This window comes from Desulfosporosinus sp. OT (assembly GCF_000224515.1).
GTDB lineage: Bacteria > Bacillota > Desulfitobacteriia > Desulfitobacteriales > Desulfitobacteriaceae > Desulfosporosinus.
This window is the reverse complement of record NZ_AGAF01000053.1, coordinates 73570-91914: the sequence shown is the minus strand read 5'-3', so window position 1 is coordinate 91914 and position 18345 is coordinate 73570. Positions and strand designations below refer to the sequence as shown.

Genomic DNA, 18345 nt, shown 5'->3' with positions numbered 1-18345 from the left:
AGTGGCTCAATTTCACCTAGAAATGAAGGTTAACGGCAAACCAATAGCCCTAGACATCGATCCTGGATTACGGTTACTAGATGTTTTGCGGGATATTTTGCATTTAACTGGCACTAAAGAAGGCTGCGGAGAAGGGGAATGCGGCGCCTGCTCGGTCATCCTAGATGACGAGTTAGTAGATTCCTGTTTAATTCTTGCTCCTCAGGCTCATGGCAGAGGGGTAATAACGATTGAAGGACTTGCCCTAAACGGAGAACTTGATCCTTATCAACAAGCTTTCTTAGAGGTTGGTGCCGTCCAGTGCGGGTACTGTACACCGGGAATGATCTTGGCAGCAAGAGTGTTGCTGAATCACAATCCTAAGCCTTCTAAGCAGGACATAGCAAAAGCCATATCGGGCAATCTTTGCCGATGTACGGGTTATGCAAAGATCGTTCAAGGCATTGAGATAGCAGCTTCTCTAAAAGAAACGAAGGCAGGTGTCTCCCGTGCCTGAATATAACATTATCGGCAAGTCAGTGCAGCGGATTGACGGACCACGTAAAGTTTCTGGAGAGGCTCAATATGCGGCAGATCTAGATATCCCAGGAGCCCTTTGTTTAAAAGTCTTGCGCAGTAAAGTGGCTCATGCTTTACTGCAAGGGATAGATACACGTGAAGCCTTAAAGGTTCCTGGGGTGGTAGGAATTTTCACCCATGTCGATATACCTGGCATTAATAGCTACGGAATAATAGTCAAAGACCAGCCAGCTCTAACTAATAGGGTGCGTTTCAAAGGAGATGCGATAGCCTTGGTAGCGGCAGAGGATGAAGCTAGCGCTAATAAAGCTCTGAGGTTGATTAAGGTTAGCCTTCAAGACCTGTCTCCTATTTATGATATCAGGGAGGCAATGAGGGAGGATGCTCCGGCAATCCACGAGACGGGCAATATTCTGTCAGTCTATAAAGTAAAAAAAGGGGATGTTGAATCAGCCTTTAAACAAGCAGACGTGGTTATTCCCGGGAGCTATACCACTCAACGTGTTGAGCATTGCTATATTGAGACAGAAGCCGGAGTAGCCTATATGGACAATGACATGCTGGTGATTAAGGCAGGTACTCAGAATCCCCATTATGATCGGCGCGATGTCGCTCGTGTTTTAGGGTTAGCCATGAATAAGTTAAGAATTATCCAAACAACGACCGGCGGCGGGTTTGGCGGAAAATTGGACATTTCGGTGCAGTGTTTCCTCGGCTTAGCTGCTTTAAAGCTGGGACGTCCAGTAAAAATTGCTTATGATCGCCAAGAGTCTTTTGTCGCTACGGGCAAACGCCATCCTTTCTTTATTGACTACATCACCGCAGCAAATAGAGAGGGGAAGTTGTTAGCGGTTAAAGTCAGAATCGTTGGGGATACTGGTGCCTATGCATCCTATGGACCAGCAACTTTGCTTAGAGCTGCAGTGCATGCAACAGGACCTTATGAAGTGCCGAATGTGGATATCGAGGCTTTTTGTGTCTATACCAATAATCCCTTTAGTGGAGCTATGCGGGGTTTCGGTACGCCGCAAATGGCGTTTGCCTGCGAGAGCCAGCTGGATTTGGTCGCCCAGGCAGTAAACATTAGTCCTTTGGAAATACGACGGCGCAATATTTTTCAAAAAGGTTCTCTTACTGCTACCCAACAAAAACTAGATGTTAGTGTTGGTATCGGAAAAACATTAGAGGCTGCCTGGGAAAAGGCTCTCCAAGTTATGCCAGGCCTGGGGGATGAAAATAAATGAAAAAACGTGGTTACGGTATAGCTAATATGTGGTACGGCATTGGTAATACGGCAAACCCCAATCCTTCAGGGGCTTTTGTTGATTTTCTTGATGATGGGACAGCTATCGTTTTAACCGGCTGTGCAGACATTGGGCAGGGTTCAAGCACTGTCCTGGCTCAGATCGCGGCGGAGACCTTGGGTATTTGCGTAGAAGATGTCGTCATAGTATCTGCCGACACTGAAGTAACGCCTGACGCTGGTGCCTCCTCGGCATCTAGGCAAACGTATGTTTCTGGCAATGCGGTTCGCTTGGCTGCCGAAAATGTTCGGAATCAGGTCATTGCTATAGCAGCCGAACTATTAAACATACCAACAGAAACGGTAAGCCTCTCTCAAGGAGAGATATGGAATAGCGACAAGTCTAGCGGTATGAGTATTAAAGAAATTATTAACAAGTGTCGCAGTAAAGGTATCTTAACTCTGGGACACGGCTCATATAATCCGGTTACCACCGAACTGGACCCGGAAACCGGACAGGGTATCCCCTATGCAACCTATGCGTTTGCGACTCAAGTTTCTGAAATAGAAGTAGATACAGAAACAGGTATTGTAGAAGTTAAACAAATTGTAGCAGCCCATGATGTTGGTACAGCTATCAATCCCCAAAATGTGGAAGGACAGATTGAAGGAGGCTGTGCTATGGGGATCGGTTATGCTTTGCTTGAAGAAGTAATTCTCAAGGATGGCGAAATACAAAATCCTGGAATGTCGACTTATCTCATTCCCACGGCTTTGGATGTTCCAGAAATTCATACAATAATCATTGAAGAATCCGAAATAAGTGGGCCCTATGGGGCAAAAGGGGTGGGTGAACCAGCCTTGGTGCCAACGGCTGCTGCGATTGCCAATGCAGTGGCTGATGCACTGGGAATTCGAATGTATGAGTTACCTTTAACCCCAGAAAAGATTATTGCAGCAATCAAAAATAGAAAGGAGGTAGAGGCAATATAGGAGATGTACTCGATTAATTGAGTTCCGTTATCAGAGCAGGCTAGAGAACCTATCATCTTCGAAATTATGTAATAAAGGGGATTGAATTGAATGAATATCTCGCAGAGATTGGATAGACTTCCAGCCACGCGAACTTTATGGAAAATCCTATTTTTAACTGGAATCGGTTGGCTCTTTGATGCCATGGATCAGGGGGTTGTTGCGGGGATAATGGCCGCCATTGGAAAGGAGTGGAACTTAGTCCCCACTCAATTGGGATTAATAGGCAGCGTTGGAGCGATTGGAATGGCCATTGGGGCGGCAGTATCTGGTATGGCAGCGGATAAATGGGGTCGTCGAGGCGTCATCTTGTTTACGTTAGTAATGTATGGGGTGTTTAGCGGTATTTCTGGACTGGCCACTAGTTTTACCATGCTGCTAATTTTTCGTTTCTTTACAGGCTTGGGATTGGGAGGCGAGCTGCCAGTAGCATCCACCTTAGTTAGTGAGTTTTCCCCAGCAAAAAACAGAGGACGCATGGTGGTTTTACTGGAAAGTTTTTGGGCCTGGGGCTGGATAATAGCTTCTTTAATAGCCGTACTTTTGATTCCACAGTTTGGATGGCGTGTAGCATTTTTTGTCGGGGCGATACCCGCTTTGTATTCTGCCTACCTACGGAAGGCAGTTCCCGAGTCGCCGCGCTACCTAGAGCAAAAGGGAAGAATAAATGAAGCCGATGATATTGTAGCCAAGATGGAGCGGGAAGCAGGGCTAGCTCCACTTAAAGATGTTGAGACAAATAATTTTCAAGAAAATAATAATCGCACAGGTTTACTCGAATTGTGGTCCGCGGCTTATCGCCGCCGCACCTTGGTTTTATGGATACTGTGGTTGGGAATTAACTTTGGTTATTACGGTTTCGTTCTCTGGATACCTTCGTTGATGGTTGGAAAAGGCTTCGTCTTGGTTAAAAGTCTGGAATTCACCCTGATCATGAGTTTATCACAGCTGCCCGGATATTATAGTGCAGCCTATCTAATTGAAAAAATTGGGCGGAAAGCTGTTCTTGTCATTTATCTGTCGGGTACGGCCGTGGCGGCTTATTTATTTGGACAGAGCGCATCGCCTACTGAAATTTTGATTTTTGGTTCTCTCCTCTATTTCTTCAGCTTGGGAGCATGGGGTGGAGTTTATGCTTACACACCGGAAATGTATCCAACTCGAACAAGGGCAAGCGGCGCTGGCTGGGCTGCAGCGGTTGGGCGGATTGGAGCTATTGCCGCTCCGTTTGTGGTCGGCTGGATTTATCAGTCCTATGGTAAGGCTGCAGGCTACACTTATGTGTTTGGTATGTTAACGGCTGTCTTCGCTATTGTTGCCCTAGTAGTTCTGACTTTGGGGATTGAAACCAAGGGGAAAAGTTTGAACGAGATTAATGAATTATAAAGAGATTTTTAATTGTTAATCTAAGGCAACATTCTGTCGCAACTGTTTATTTACTCGAGTTTTTATGATATGCAATTATTCGTTTTATTAATGAAACGAATAATTGCATAATTAGAATTACTGTCAATTTTGACCTTGTCAACAGGGGAACTCATTTCAAACGTGAGTTGTTGCCCCTGCAGTTAGCTGCAAATAAGCAGCCCTAGTTAGATTATACCCCTTAAAATGACAAGGCAAAGGTTATTTCCGAGGTGTAATTGTTGGTATAAAAATTGCAGCAGAAAGTTAAGCAAGCATCAAATAATGATTGAAAGCTGAAATGAAAAACACCACTTTGCCTAGTTGAAAGAAAGTGAAGAATAAAGCCCAAAAACTAGAGGAATAGAGGAGGCATTCTTTATGGCGATTATTGCACTAGTAAACATTGGGATGATAGTAACTGGGGACATTAAAGAACCGCTAAGTAAGGCCAATACGATGGTTGTTCAAGATGGAAAAATTGCCGAACTAGGTAATGCTGATATTCTGGAAGATTTTAAGATAGAAAAGACGATTGATGCAGCAGGGATGACCGTAACACCGGGCTTGATAGATTCTCATGTCCATCCGGTGATTGGGGATTATACCCCTCGCCAGAAAACGCAAGAATATCTTGATGGTGCCGTACATGGCGGAGTAACAACGTTTATCTCTGCAGGTGAACCCCACTTTCCTGGACGCCCAAAAGACCCCGCTGGAACAAAGGCCTTAGCAATACTGGTTCATAAGTCCTTTAAAAACTTACGCTCATCCGGTTTAAAAGTTCATGGTGGGGCGGTAATTCTGGAAAAAGGACTTGTGGAAGCCGATTTCGCTGAGATGGCCAAGGAAGGGGTCTGGCTCGTCGGGGAAGTTGGCTTGGGAAGTGTAAAGAAACCTGAAGATGCTGCGCCGATGGTTAAGTGGGCCAAAAAATATGGAATGAAAATAGCCATGCATACTGGTGGAACTTCAATTCCTGGAAGCTCGACTGTTACAGCGGATGATGTTATTGCTGTTCAGCCGACGGTAGTTTCCCATGTCAATGGTGGTCCTACGGCAATTGCTCCTGCTGAAGTTGAAAAGTTAATCAACGTGACAGATTTGCCCCTTGAGATTGTACAATGCGGCAATCCCAAGATAGCCGCTTTAACCGTCCGTAAATTGGCAGAGAAAGATGCTTTAGATAGAGTCATCTTCGGCAATGACGCTCCTTCCGGCACGGGTATTATTCCATTGGGAATCTTGCGGACGATAAGTTTTATAGCTTCCATGTCAGATGTCCCTGCTGAAAAAGCCATCGCGATGGCTACAGGTAATACGGCTCGGGTCTTTGGTTTAGAAACGGGTCTAATCGCTGAAGGTAAAGAAGCTGATTTGGTCATCATGGATGCCCCCATGGGCTCCATAGGGAGTAATGCTTTAGAAGCGTTGGAGGCGGGTGATTTGCCAGCAGTGGCTCTTGTTATGGTCGATGGGGTCATCAAAGTTACAAAGAGTCGTAACACTCCCCCTTCTAAACGTAATTATTCTGTCAAGTAATTTGTAGTTAATGGATGACAGGAAGGACTGAACTAGATGGCGGTTGTGATTGACATTGAGTTATGTAAGGGATGTGGCATTTGTAGTAAGGAATGTCCCAATAGAGCTATCCTTATTAAAGATAAAAAGGCTTTTATACAAGATGGTTGTACCAGCTGTGGGATCTGTACTCGCGTATGCCATTTCAATGCGGCAGTTAAGATCAGTGAAATTAAAGAGGGGGCAGTTAAATGTACGTCTTGTCCGGTACAATGCGAGATCTTAGAAGGATACACGGGAGCTTGCCAGCGCTATGGGAATGAAGATGGTAAGCTTATCCGTAACCGGAAATTAGTGACGGACGTTGCTCCAGGAGGCCCACTGATCACTGCAGTTGGGGCTGGAACTGCCTATCCCTGCTGTCGGCCAGCACCGTATATTGTTCAAGACACCATTGATGGTGTCGAGATGGTTACTGTCGTGACCGAAGCACCTTTAAGTTACAGTGGGATTAAGGTAAAGATTGATACTAACTTATTTGTAGGTGAAGAAGGCACTAAGGTTAAGCGTAATGGCAAAGTTGTAGGAATGGTTGATACCGAAGAGTACGGTTCCAAAATGCTTTCTATTGGCGGAGCAAACCTTCTTACTGGTAAAGATGGATTTATCGTTGCTCGAACCATTGTGGAAATTGCCAATGGAGAACGAGTGACGTTGAAAGTTGAGAATAACTCCCTGGAACTTCAAGTTGGTTGTCCACCAATTATTAACGGGGTAGAAGATACGAAGATGCGCGTTGGCTGCGGAAGTGCAACGATTGGTATGTTTGCTGCAAAGCTCAAAGAAGTTGTTGATGAAGCGATTATTCTTGATCATCATGTGGTTGGTTTGCTCTCAGAACATATGGCTGGAGAAGCAGTCGGCATGTGTTGGAGCGGAGTCATTCCCAATGCCAGACGGAGTACGCGGGGACGTTACTTTGGGGAACATGGCCAAGGGTGGGGCGGAACAAATATTGAAAATCCCAAAGATGCTATTCAGTCTGTCGATATGTCCCGGGCTAAGCAAAGTAGCAAGGTTCTTGTAACCGAGACTACTGGGAAAATGGCAGCTTTATTCGAAGTCCAAGTAGATGGTTCAGTGCTTGAAATACCAATGACTCATGAAGTTAAGAATGCAGTTGATGCTATCCGCGATACGTGTGAAAATGCACGAGTTTCTGCTCTCTATGTTGGAGGAACCGGCGGTAGTGCACGGGCCGGTGTAGCGGTAAATCCACTTAAAGTTACCCAGGCTGTCCATAACAGAGAAGCGATATTAACCATCGGCGGTGCTGAGGTCTATGTACTCCCTGGTGGGGGAATTAACTTCATGGTCGATGTTGAAAAAGTAGTTTCAAAAGCTTTTACTTGGGTTCCCACACCCGCAACGGTTGCTCCGGTAGAATATACAATGTCTTTGGAAAAGTATGAGGAAATAGGTGGACATATCAAGGCGATCAAGAAGCTAAGTCAGATTGTCTCAATGTGAACTTGTTCAGCTGAGTCTGAATATAACTAACACTATCGAGCTGAGGAGTGCTTTCACAGTAGCCTCTATCCCAAACAGAACACTTCGCGAAGGAGGCGTCTACCCTAATGATCAATGTCTTAGCCGAAGATCGGGTATTTCTGAATTATGGCCCGGTTCAAATGATGTTAATGGCCAAAGCACATGGCCTAGTCATGACAGAGCAACTGCAAGAGGCTGCAGAGTATGTGATCAAGATTCTGTCAGATTTAGCAGAAGTTCAAAAACAAGCAAAAGATGTTTTAACATTGGATGAACCGGAGCTTAGTGCCTATCCTTTGCCTTTACGGTTGATGGTTGAGGCTGTGTTAGAAACCGGAGATCGGACCTTAACGCCCATGGCAGCGGTAGCGGGTACTTTTGCGGATTTAGCGGGCGATTGGTTGGTGACAAAAGGTGCCTCAAAGGTCATGATCAATAACGGCGGGGATATTGCGATAAGATTGCTTGGCCTTGAAACGACGAAGCTGGGGCTGACACCGAGTATTGAATCTTCAGGGTATAGCCATATTCTTAACCTTACTGCTGAAGACGAAATTGGAGGAGTCGCAACCAGTGGTCTAGGAGGGCGAAGCTTTACAAAGGGTATCGCTAGTGCTGTGACGGTTGTTGCGAAGACTGCTCGAGTTGCCGATGCTTGTGCGACGCTGATAGCTAATCATTGTTTTACTGAAGATCCAGGCATTTCGAGATTGCCGGCGGAATTATTAGATCCCAATACAGACATACCTGGTCATCTGGTGACAGTTAAGGTTGGGAATCTAAGCCCTCAAACTAAGGTAAAAGCTTTGGAAAATGGGTTGCATAAAGCCATAGAACTTAAGTCTCAAGGCCGTATTCACGGTGCGGTACTCTATCTGGATGACTTGGTGGTTATGATACCAGATAACTTGTGTCAATCAGCAAAATTTGAAGGAGGAAAGCAACATGGAAATTCGTAAAATTGTAACGGTCGTTGAAGAAACTCATCAAGATGGCAAAAAGACTGTCGCTAAACCCACACGTAAGGCGGTGGCTATGGCTGTTATTAATAATCCATTTGCCGGACTGTACGTGGAAGATTTAACAGAACTGATGGAAATTGGTGAACAATTGGGTTCAATGCTCGCTGAACGGGCAGTAAAAGCACTCGGAATTGCGAAAGAAGATGTTGAGAGCTACGGCAAGGGAGCTATTGTCGGTGAAAAAGGTGAGCTTGAACATGCCGCTGCTATTTTACATCCTCGTTTAGGTAAACCTCTTAGGGAACAGGTTGGAGGCGGTAAAGCAATCATTCCTTCTGCTAAAAAGCTGGGTGGAATGGGAACAGGCCTGGATGTGCCCGTACATTATAAAGATGCCGCATTTGTGCGTACACACTATGATGCTATGGAAGTTAGGATTGCTGATGCACCTAGAGCTGATGAGTTGGTTGTTGCGCTGGTTGTTACGGATGCAGGGCGTCCGCATCCCCGAATTGGTGGCTTGCAAAAAAGTGAAGTTAAAGGTGAAGACGGCCTCAGATAAGTATAAGGCTGATAAGAGGAGGTGGTACCATTGAAAGTAGGCTTTATTGGAATTGGTGTCATGGGAAAACCTATGGCCAAAAATATCCTAGGCGCGGGGTATCCGCTATTTGTCAATGATGTGAATGGGGCAGCTGTTCAAGAGCTTGTTGCTGAAGGGGCAAAAAGAGTACCGAATCCCTGTGAATTAGCTCAAGAAGTTGATGTGATTATCACAATGTTGCCTAATGGGGGGATTGTAGAACAGGTCCTTCTCGGAGAACAGGGAGTTTTCGCCGGAGCAAAGCCGGGACTTACGATCATTGATATGTCGAGTGTTGCTCCAACATTTACCCAGAAAATGGCAAAAAAAGCCTTTGAACAGCAGCTTAATTATATCGATGCACCGGTTAGTGGTGGGGTAAAAGGTGCAGCGGAAGGAACCTTAACCATTATGGTGGGCGGTGAGAAAGAACTTGTGGAGCGCTATCAAGCGTTGTTGGAGGTCATGGGTAAAAAGATTTACCACGTGGGTAAGGCAGGTGCTGGAGATGCAGTAAAGATCGTCAATAACCTATTGCTGGGCGTGAATATGGCAGCAGCAGCAGAAGCTTTTGTCTTAGGAACAAAGCTGGGGCTGGATCCCAAACTCTTGTTGGAAATTATTAGCGTTAGTTCTGGGAACAGCTATGTGCTCACAGCCAAAATGCCGAACTTTGTTTTTAAAGGTCAATTTGAGGCAGGATTTGCAATCGACCTCCAATATAAAGATCTTGAACTCGCTATCCAAACAGCTAAAGAGGGCAATGTCCCGATGATTCTAGCGAATGTTGCCCAACAGGTATTTGAGCAAGCGCGAGCTGCAGGATTAGGACGGGAAGATATTTCCGCTGTCATAAAACCGCTGGAGGATCTACTGAATATTAAAGTCAGAGTCTAAACTTTAAAAAACTAGGGGTGATCCAAGTGAAAGAGATCATAAAATTAATCCAAGCAAAGGGATACCAAGCTGGAAATTTAACGATAGGTGAAGTTGTCGAAATCGCGGGCGATTTAGGCATACGGGCCAGTGACGTTATTATCGCCGAGGGCATGTCCCAGAATGCTATGACCCGAGAAGAGGTTATCGATGCCGTTATTAATGCCTTTGCTCACAACCTTTATGCCGCAGAGGTGGGCATTACCTCTGGTTCTAGTTTTTTGCTTGGTAAAGCACCTCAAGAATTAGCTTATAATGACTTTTCTCATCGTTTATTTGAGGATGACCTCATCAATAAGATACTTGTTTATACTCTAGCCGCTCAAGTTGGCAACCATTCTTGCGGACTGCAACCCTGCGCTGGAACTGGAGATTCTTGTACCTACACCGGAATTTTCCGTTCCCTTAAGGAGATCATCGAAGATAAAGAAGAATTGGCCCGAGTCGTAGCTGTGATGCTAAAAGTGGGAACCATTTTCCGCGCGGGTAAAATATCCACGGGCTGCAATATGGAAGGCCTTGGGGCAGGCGCTGCTGCTACAGCTGCAACGTTAGTCGAATACCGCCAAGGACAGCCCCAAGCGTTGGCTAAAGCTATCGTTTTAGCGTTATCTCCAACGATTGGTGTCCCATGCACTCCCCGGGTAATGGTATCAGGGCTATGCGCCACTCATATCGGTGGTGGCGTAGTTATTGGCAATTTGGCAGCAAACTTGGCTCTGCATACCAACATTCCTGTCGATGTACCAGTTGACGTCATGATGGCCCTGGCAGCAGCAGTACATCCCGTTTCAGCGACGTACCTAGTTCCTACGGTTAACGATTATATGCAGCCTTTCTTTAAAACGAATCTTGAGGTTGAATACTTCGTAGATGATTCAATTAAAGAAATAGAAAAGACAAACATTGAAGTGACTATGGACAGAGCCTTAAAAGAAGCTCGTGTACTTGCCGAAAAAGCTAATTCTATCATCAAGCCGTTTGGTGAAGCTGTGGTTGGGGGAAGCAGCCAAGCCGTAGGATCACCGACGAATACCGGACGTATTGCCCATGCCTTGGCGAAAGGAGAAATCACTGGAGTTAAGATCGAATTGTACGCAGAACTGTTTGCACGGCGTGGAATTAACGTTCCAGGAATTCTTATGGCTGCAGTCCAGGGGGCCGGTACAGATGACGGCAAAGCCTATCGGGAGATCATGCAAAGAGTCCGGGAAAAGAAGATAAAAATTGAAATAGTAAAAGTGGATGATCCTCAGATGCAAAGGATTACTATCTACGCTACAGAGCAAAATTCAATGGTCGAAGCTTTGAACAGAGGGGGCGCTCGACTAGTTCTTAAAAACGCCAGACCGTCCTTGGAGCAAGCTATCTTGGCGGCTAAGCGGTTAGGGATTGTCCTGGTTGATTGAACCTCTCATCAACCAAAATGTCGTAAGTTGTCATTGGAAGTTGTACGTAGGGACGTTAGGAGGAAGAACCTAATGCAGGAAAAAACCAAGAAGATCATTACAGAGGACTATGAACGAGTTCAAGCTTATGAAAAGGTTTTTGGCGTAGAAATGCCTAAAATGGGCTCGGATGGTTCGATTACCGGCTTACCGGCACCTTTTCCCAGAGTCGTTAATGGGGTTGAACGCAGTGGTTACCGTATAACGGAGTTGGGACGCCTTGCAGCCTGGACGGGTATTCCTGCCCAAAACCCGATTTTGGGTCGTAATTCTGCTGAAGAGACTTATCAGGAATCAATAGCTATGTATAAAGTAGCTGAGGAACTTAACCTAGATCTCTTTCATTTTGTGCATTCTGAAGCCACTCGGCACATTGATCCCTTAGACGGGGCAGATTTGATTGAGCAGTCCCGAGGTAAGGGTGGTATAACTCCAGCTGGAGAGCGTCAATTCATTGAGCTGGGTGGTGGAGCAAATCATCCTCTGCGTATTAATGCAACTGGGGATACACCGCACTTATCCATTATTAATTCCTTGATTGCCGGCTTCGACGGTACAGATATCGGACCCGTTATCCACGTTCATTTCGGTGGGCGGGGTATTCATGATTATAAAACGAAGGTCTTTAACGGGTATAAAGCACTGCAAATTTGTGCTGAAAATAATATTTTTGTCCAAACAGATTCCCATAAACATCTCAATAATATTGGCGGAACAGATGGTATGGCCCTAGCGATGTGTCTCTTAGCTGAAGGCCTGGCGATTCATGCCGGGTTACCTAGCGCACTTAGCGGTATTCAAATGAATGTGGCTGGAATTAATTTGCTTGCCGATTTGGCTGTCATGCGGGCCTTTAGGCAACTGATGTGGAGCGAGTTTTTGATTGTCGTCCCTGAAACTTTCCAGAATCCTCCGGCAGATCTGATTGCCGAGCAAGCTCACTTTGCCAGGATGGCGATTAGTGCCAAATTAGGTGGAGCAAACTTCTATAGGCCAAAAGCCGCGGAAAATGTGGGGATTCCGACGGGAGCATCAATGGCTAAGGCGATTTGGGCCACCCAAAATGTCTTTGAGAATATTGCTTCCTTCGAAATCAAGGATCTTGCTATTGAGCGCCGACAAGCTGAAATAGTCACAGAGGCTTTGGCTGTTTTGAGAAGCACATTCGGATTGTCTCGGGAGTTAAGTCCAGAAGAAATCGGGCCGGATTTTTGGCTAAACTATGGGGATGAAGAGCTTATCGATATCATTGTCGCAGCTGGTAAAAAGGGCATTCTCGATGCGCCGAGAGCAGCTGCTTGGGATCTGAAACGGGGTGTCAAAACCCACCGTGGGAAAGATGGTATTCGCCGCTATATACCAGGGTATGGTCCGGCAGATGTGCCAATGGATAAAATGTCCTTTACCACGGAGAAGGTTACAGTGGAAGCCGAAAAGCCTATTTCTAAAAAGGAAAAGATACTTTTAGCGACTGTCGGTGCGGACGCCCATGTGGTCGGGATTAACGTTATCCGTGAGGCTTTTGAGCAAGCAGGTTATGAAGTGATCTATTTACGGGGGATGAATTTGCCTGAAACCGTAGCTGAAGTCGCGGCAGAAACCAAAGCGGATGTGGTTGGGGTCAGCAATCTCTTAGGGTTGGGTTTAACGTTATTCCCACGTGTAGAGAGGCGCCTTAAGGAACTTGGAATCAGGGAGAATGTGGTACTCATGGCTGGAGGACGGATCGCAGAGAAAGAAGAGGAACATGCGCTGATCGAACAAAAGATTAAAAATGAAGGAACCGATTTTTTAGGAGTCGAGAGTTTCTTCGGTCCTGGTAGTGATCCACATGAGGTCATTAAGTGGGTAGAAGTGAGAATGAACGGAAGAGGGAAATAGGATGACGGAGCAACGCAGGATACGATGTGCCATTTTAAGGGCGGGTACGAGTAAAGGAATTTTTCTGATGGAAAATGATTTGCCATCCGATCCACACAGAAGAACTCAAGAGATCTTAGCCATCTTTGGCAGCCCCGATGTACGGCAAATTGACGGTTTGGGGGGAGCAGATCCTCTGACGAGCAAATTAGCTATTATTGGTCCTTCCACACGCTCCGATGCTGATGTCAATTATACATTTGGGCAAGTGAGCATTGGAACAGAATTGGTTGATTTTTCCGGAAACTGCGGAAATATATCTTCAGGCGTGGGTCCATTCGCCATTGACGAAGGTTTAGTAAGAGTTGTTGAACCAGTCACCAAGGTGCGCATTCACAATACAAATACCGGTAAAATTCTGGTTGCTGAGGTTCCTGTGCAAGACGGTCACGCCAAAGTAAGCGGTGACTACAAAATTGCCGGAGTTCCAGGCACTGGCGCAAAAATCATGATGGACTTTGCTGGCACTGCGGGTTCCGTTACTAATAAGATGCTGCCTACTGGGAAAGTTGTTGATGTCCTTAATATAGAAGGTTTTGGCACCTTAGAAGCCTCTATTATTGATGTCGCAAATCCAATGGTTTTTGTACGAGCTAAAGATTTAGGCCTTACAGGAATTGAAATGCCGGCTCAAATAGACGAAAATAAAGAACTGCTGAACTTGTTAGAAAAAATCCGTGGCAAAACGGCAGCCATGATTGGGATGGCTAAAGATGAAGCAGATGCTTTAAAAAACAGTCCCGCCTTTCCAATGATTGCTTTTGTCAGTGAACCACAAGATTATCACGATTTTACTACGGGCAAAATAATTAGTGCTGATCAAGTTGACTTTGTATCCCGACTCATGTATATGCAAGTGACGCACAAGACCTATGCAGGTACAGGAACGACTTGTACCGGGGCAGCAGCAAAAATACCGGGTTCGATTGTGAACCTTATGACCCATTCTCAATCTCCGCTTGTTAGAATCGGCCATCCTGCCGGTGTTATTGCTATCGAAGTTGAAGCTAAGGAAGAAGGCGGCGGGATTAAGCTTGAGAGAGCGGCCTTTGGCCGTACTGCACGCCGTATTATGGACGGTTATGTTTACATTGCTATCTAGTTTAGGAAAAATACGGGTTGCCCAGGGAGTGATAGGATTATGCCCCAGGTTGATCTTTTAGTCTACGATGTGGGAAGCACTTATACCAAGGTAGCAGCATTCAATCGTTTTGGGCCCAATTTAAGATTTATTGGTCGTTCCCAAGCTCCGACGACAGTGAAAAACATCGAGATGGGACTGATCAATGCAAGACATAATCTGGCGCGTAATCTCCAGTGGTCAGAGGTGACTTCCTCGCACACCTTAGCAACGAGTTCCGCAGCGGGAGGGTTGCGGATGGTAGCGATGGGTTATATGCCCAGAGTTACCGCTAAGGCGGCCAAAGAAGTGGCCATGAGTGCCGGTGCTCGGGTAGTGGAGATAATTTCCCAGGAGACTCCTGTTGATTTTCGCTTAGAGGTATTACAGGAAATCAAGCCCGATATTATTCTTTTAGCCGGTGGGACAGATGGCGGCGATCAGGATTCTCTACTGGCGAATGCTGAAGTTATTGTGAACAGTAAGACGCATGGTGTGGTCATTATTGCTGGAAATACTCAAGCTCAGGCAAAAGTAGAAGAAATTTTGCAACTAGGCGGTATTGGCGCGATTCGGGTGCCTAACGTTATGCCAACGATTCATGAGTTGAAAGTCAAACCAGCTCGGGAAGCTATTCATCAGGAATTTATTCGGCAAATTACTAGGGCCAGAGGTTTAGGACGCTTACTGGAAATAGTCTCGAATGGACGGGTTATTCCCACACCTGGTGCAGTGCTTATGGGGGCAGAGCTCTTAGCGCTGGGCACCCATGAGAAAAAAGGTTATGGCAATATCCTGGTCATAGATATTGGTGGGGCAACGACGGATGTCCACTCTGTTTTACCTGATTTAGAAAATCTAACCAAAGAGGAAACGGGTTTAGTTGTTTCGAATGAGAAGCAGTTAGCGTACAGAACGGTCGAAGGTAACCTAGGATTAAGAGTGAGTGCTACAGGCATTGTGGAAACAGTTGGAGCCAATGAAGTTTTGGCTAAAATTGAATTAAAAGGCGAAGACTTGATGAAGGAGATCCAAATCTATGCCCAGTATCTTGAGAAGAACCCAGAACACATCAGCAGCAATCAAAAAGAGATAGACTTTGATAAAGCGTTAGCTATTAGCGCCATAGAAGTCGCCATTAAGCGGCATGCTGGGTATTTTGCCCAGAGTTTTGATCCGGTTATCGGTATTGTGCCTGGAACACCTGTTGGCCGAGATTTGCGTAAAGTTCAGAGAGTTATCGCAGTGGGTGGCATTTTCGCCCATTCGACAAAAGAAGAAGCCTTGGAAATTTTACAAAAATCCTTTGCCAAGCGAGGAATTTCTTTACTGCCAGAAAAACCTGAGTTTGTGGTGGATCATCATTATCAGCTCTATACCCTTGGGGCTATGGCCGAAGAATATCCTAACGAAGCGCTAACTTTAGCAGAAAATAACATCTTAAAAGGTATACAAAAAGTTTGAATAAGGAGCTAATCATCATTATGAATAAAGGTAAAGTGTTGAGGGATTTATTGGCAGATCAAGAAATTTTAGTTGTTCCTGGGGCACATGATGTCTTAACCGCCAAGATCATAGAGAAAACCGGTTTTCAGGCCGTTTACATGACAGGCTATGGCCAAGCAGCAAGCCATTTGGGTACAGCAGACGTTGGATTATTGACAATGAGTGAGATGTTGGCTCGGGCCAACAATTTTGCCAGTGCCGTAGATGTTCCGGTCATAGCTGATGGGGACACGGGATTCGGAAATGCTATTAATGTTATGAGAACAGTGCGTCAATATGAAATGGCTGGGGTAGCCGCTATACAATTAGAAGACCAAGTGGCACCTAAAAAGTGTGGACACATGACAGGACGTCAAGTCATTCCCATGGCAGAAATGGTGGGCAAAATCCGGGCGGCAGTCGAAGCGAGAAGAAATTCTGATTTCGTAATCATTGCGCGAACGGATGCCCGAACTATTCATGGAATTGACGAGGCTATCCGTCGTGCTAAAGCTTATGAAGAAGCAGGGGCGGATGTGATTTTTGTTGAATCCCCAGAGTCAGTCGAAGAGATGAAGAGAATAACATCCGGCTTTAACGTTCCGGTGTTAGCAAATATGGTAGAAGGTGGACGTACTCCTCTGTTATCGGCTCGAGAATTAGAAAAACTAGGGTATGATCTGGTCATCTTCCCGACGTCTTCAACGTACATGGTGGCACAAGCTATGAAGAATTTAATGGAAGAACTCATGAAAACAGGAACCACTAAAAACTTAATGTCAAAAATGATTCCATTTCCAGAATTTAATGAACTAATTGGTTTGATGGAAATTCGTGAGTTAGAAGCGAAATATGTAATTGGTTGAAGATGGATTTAAGGACGGGATGGATTTGATGAAGAACTTGGTTGTGGTTCGGGGTGGTGGCGACCTAGCGACAGGGATTATTCATCGGATTTGGCGGGCCGGTTTCAAAGTTGTGATCACTGAAGTTCCTCAGCCCACGGCTATAAGAAGAACTGTCTCTTTTGCAGAAGCGGTCTATTCTAAAGTGACTGTGGTTGAGAACGTTAGAGCTCAACTGGTATCAAATGACCAACAAGCGTATCAGATTCTAAAAATGGGCTTTATACCAATTATCATTGATACTAAGGCGCAGATCATCAATAAGATTAAACCGCTGGCAGTCGTTGATGCAATTATCGCGAAAAGAAATTTAGGAACCCAGTTGACGGATGCGCCCATTGTAATCGGGATAGGACCAGGGTTTACAGTCGGGCAGGATGTTCACGCAGTTATTGAAACTAAACGAGGTCACCATTTGGGGCGTGTTATTACGAGTGGTACTGCTGCCTCGAATACGTCCATCCCCGGTGTCATTGATGGTCATGCAAGCAAACGGGTTTTATATGCCCCTGCTTCAGGCTCTTACAAAGGATGCCGGCAAATCAGTGATTTTGTACAAGCAGATGAGTTAGTCGCTTTCGTCGGCAGCTCGGAAATTCGAGCAAATATCAGTGGCGTATTACGAGGGATTTTACACGATGGGTTGACTGTAGAGACAGGAACCAAGGTTGGAGACATCGATCCTCGGGGAGTGAAGGAACACTGTTTCACGATCTCAGATAAGGCAAGAGCTGTTGGTGGTGGGGTTCTTGAGGCTTTGATGTTGTTCTCCGATAATAGCTATACTACTGATGCTCACGCAATGGGGCGGGGAAGTGAGAAGAGACTGAGAGGTGAAGTTAGTGAAGCTCGAGGCCTTTTTAGAAGTGGCTGGTGAGTTGCAACAACTCTTTGATGAGGAAGTAGCGGTATGTATTCTAGATACTGAAAAAGTGTTAGCCTGGTATCCGAGTACTAACCTGAACATGAAAATCAAAGCGGGCGATCCCTTGCCAAGAGGCGGAATATCTGAAGAAGCCATTCTTACTGGGAAACGGATTGTGAAGCGTGTACCTAAAGAGGTTTTAGGCATTCCCTATGTGGGAATAGGTTATCCAATCAAGGAAAACGGTATTGTTGTTGGGTGTGCTATGATTGACATTTCAGTCGCTAAGTATGATACATTGACCGACGCCGGTCAGAATATTTTGTCAGCAGTTGAAGAAATATCCGCTTCTGCCGAAAACCTTTCCGCTTCATCGGAAGAACTTGCGGGCACGGTGAGACATATGGAGAGTGAGACCACCCGTGCTCTTCGAGAGATTGAACATACAGGTAAAGTAAAGGATGAAATTCATAAGATTTCTATGCAGACTAATGTCCTTGGACTGAACGCGTCTATCGAGGCGGCCAGGGCGGGCAAATTCGGTCGGGGATTTTCAGTTGTCGCTGATGAAGTTCGGAAACTCTCCGAATCGACAAGAGTCTCGACAACGGAAATTGAAAATGATCTGGAAACTGTTCAAATTTCCGTTCTTAACCTGATCGAAGCGATAGGTCAACTGGGAACAGTTACAGAGTCTCAAGCCTATGCGGCTGCCGAGTTGTCCTTAGCCCTCGGGCAGATTGTTAGTTTAGCCGAAAACCTTGTTGAGATAGGTACCCGAAGATAACTGAGGCAAGGCCAGTGATAGTAAGCCTACTTTTTTGTCATACGAAAAACTATTTAGTTTATAA

At 45.5% G+C, this 18345-nt stretch carries 16 protein-coding genes; all 16 read left to right on the top strand.

Going from position 1 to position 18345, the window contains the following annotated elements:
- The first annotated feature begins 1 nt into the window (after position 1).
- The 16 genes from DOT_RS04675 to DOT_RS32265 all read left to right on the top strand — a co-directional run bounded on the left by DOT_RS04675 (position 2) and on the right by DOT_RS32265 (position 18281).
- Positions 2–496, top strand: a complete 495-nt coding sequence (locus DOT_RS04675) for a (2Fe-2S)-binding protein (protein ID WP_009614905.1) — start codon at positions 2–4, stop codon at positions 494–496.
- On the top strand, positions 489–1763 hold the full coding sequence (locus tag DOT_RS32275) for a molybdopterin cofactor-binding domain-containing protein (protein ID WP_009614904.1): 1275 nt from the start codon (positions 489–491) through the stop codon (positions 1761–1763). The genes DOT_RS04675 and DOT_RS32275 overlap by 8 nt, the downstream gene beginning before the upstream one ends.
- The gene (locus DOT_RS32270; protein ID WP_009614902.1) at positions 1760–2755 is read left to right on the top strand and encodes a molybdopterin cofactor-binding domain-containing protein; all 996 of its coding nucleotides are present in this window, start codon (positions 1760–1762) and stop codon (positions 2753–2755) included. The genes DOT_RS32275 and DOT_RS32270 overlap by 4 nt, the downstream gene beginning before the upstream one ends.
- A 90-nt stretch (positions 2756–2845) precedes the next feature.
- Positions 2846–4180: an MFS transporter gene (locus tag DOT_RS04660; protein ID WP_009614900.1), complete on the top strand. Its 1335-nt coding sequence runs from the start codon at positions 2846–2848 to the stop codon at positions 4178–4180.
- A gap of 399 nt (positions 4181–4579) precedes the next feature.
- On the top strand, positions 4580–5740 hold the full coding sequence (locus DOT_RS04655; protein ID WP_009614898.1) for an amidohydrolase family protein: 1161 nt from the start codon (positions 4580–4582) through the stop codon (positions 5738–5740).
- A gap of 36 nt (positions 5741–5776) precedes the next feature.
- On the top strand, positions 5777–7249 hold the full coding sequence (locus tag DOT_RS04650) for a 4Fe-4S binding protein (RefSeq protein ID WP_009614896.1): 1473 nt from the start codon (positions 5777–5779) through the stop codon (positions 7247–7249).
- Between the two features lie 107 nt (positions 7250–7356).
- Positions 7357–8229 carry a UPF0280 family protein gene (locus tag DOT_RS04645; RefSeq protein ID WP_009614894.1) on the top strand — a complete coding sequence of 291 codons (873 nt, stop codon included), beginning with the start codon at positions 7357–7359 and terminating at the stop codon, positions 8227–8229.
- Positions 8216–8794: an amino acid synthesis family protein gene (locus tag DOT_RS04640; RefSeq protein ID WP_009614892.1), complete on the top strand. Its 579-nt coding sequence runs from the start codon at positions 8216–8218 to the stop codon at positions 8792–8794. The genes DOT_RS04645 and DOT_RS04640 overlap by 14 nt, the downstream gene beginning before the upstream one ends.
- Before the next feature lie 21 nt (positions 8795–8815).
- Positions 8816–9712, top strand: a complete 897-nt coding sequence (locus DOT_RS04635) for an NAD(P)-dependent oxidoreductase (protein ID WP_348982136.1) — start codon at positions 8816–8818, stop codon at positions 9710–9712.
- 26 nt (positions 9713–9738) lie between these two features.
- Complete coding sequence (locus DOT_RS04630) at positions 9739–11160, top strand: L-serine ammonia-lyase, iron-sulfur-dependent, subunit alpha (RefSeq protein ID WP_009614888.1); 1422 nt, start codon at positions 9739–9741, stop codon at positions 11158–11160.
- 72 nt (positions 11161–11232) lie between these two features.
- Positions 11233–13080 (top strand): cobalamin-dependent protein, encoded by a 1848-nt coding sequence (locus DOT_RS04625; protein ID WP_009614886.1) that lies wholly within the window; start codon positions 11233–11235, stop codon positions 13078–13080.
- A gap of 1 nt (position 13081) precedes the next feature.
- Entirely contained in the window at positions 13082–14221 is a 1140-nt protein-coding gene (locus tag DOT_RS04620; protein ID WP_009614884.1) for a PrpF domain-containing protein, read from the top strand.
- A 39-nt stretch (positions 14222–14260) separates the two neighbouring features.
- Positions 14261–15703, top strand: coding sequence for a glutamate mutase L (locus DOT_RS04615; RefSeq protein ID WP_009614882.1), 1443 nt, complete (start codon positions 14261–14263; stop codon positions 15701–15703).
- A gap of 20 nt (positions 15704–15723) precedes the next feature.
- Entirely contained in the window at positions 15724–16590 is an 867-nt protein-coding gene (locus tag DOT_RS04610; RefSeq protein WP_009614881.1) for an isocitrate lyase/PEP mutase family protein, read from the top strand.
- Between the two features lie 28 nt (positions 16591–16618).
- Entirely contained in the window at positions 16619–17506 is an 888-nt protein-coding gene (yqeB, locus tag DOT_RS04605) for a selenium-dependent molybdenum cofactor biosynthesis protein YqeB (RefSeq protein ID WP_139024134.1), read from the top strand.
- Positions 17463–18281: a methyl-accepting chemotaxis protein gene (locus DOT_RS32265; RefSeq protein ID WP_282433429.1), complete on the top strand. Its 819-nt coding sequence runs from the start codon at positions 17463–17465 to the stop codon at positions 18279–18281. The genes yqeB and DOT_RS32265 overlap by 44 nt, the downstream gene beginning before the upstream one ends.
- The last annotated feature ends 64 nt before the right edge of the window (positions 18282–18345 follow it).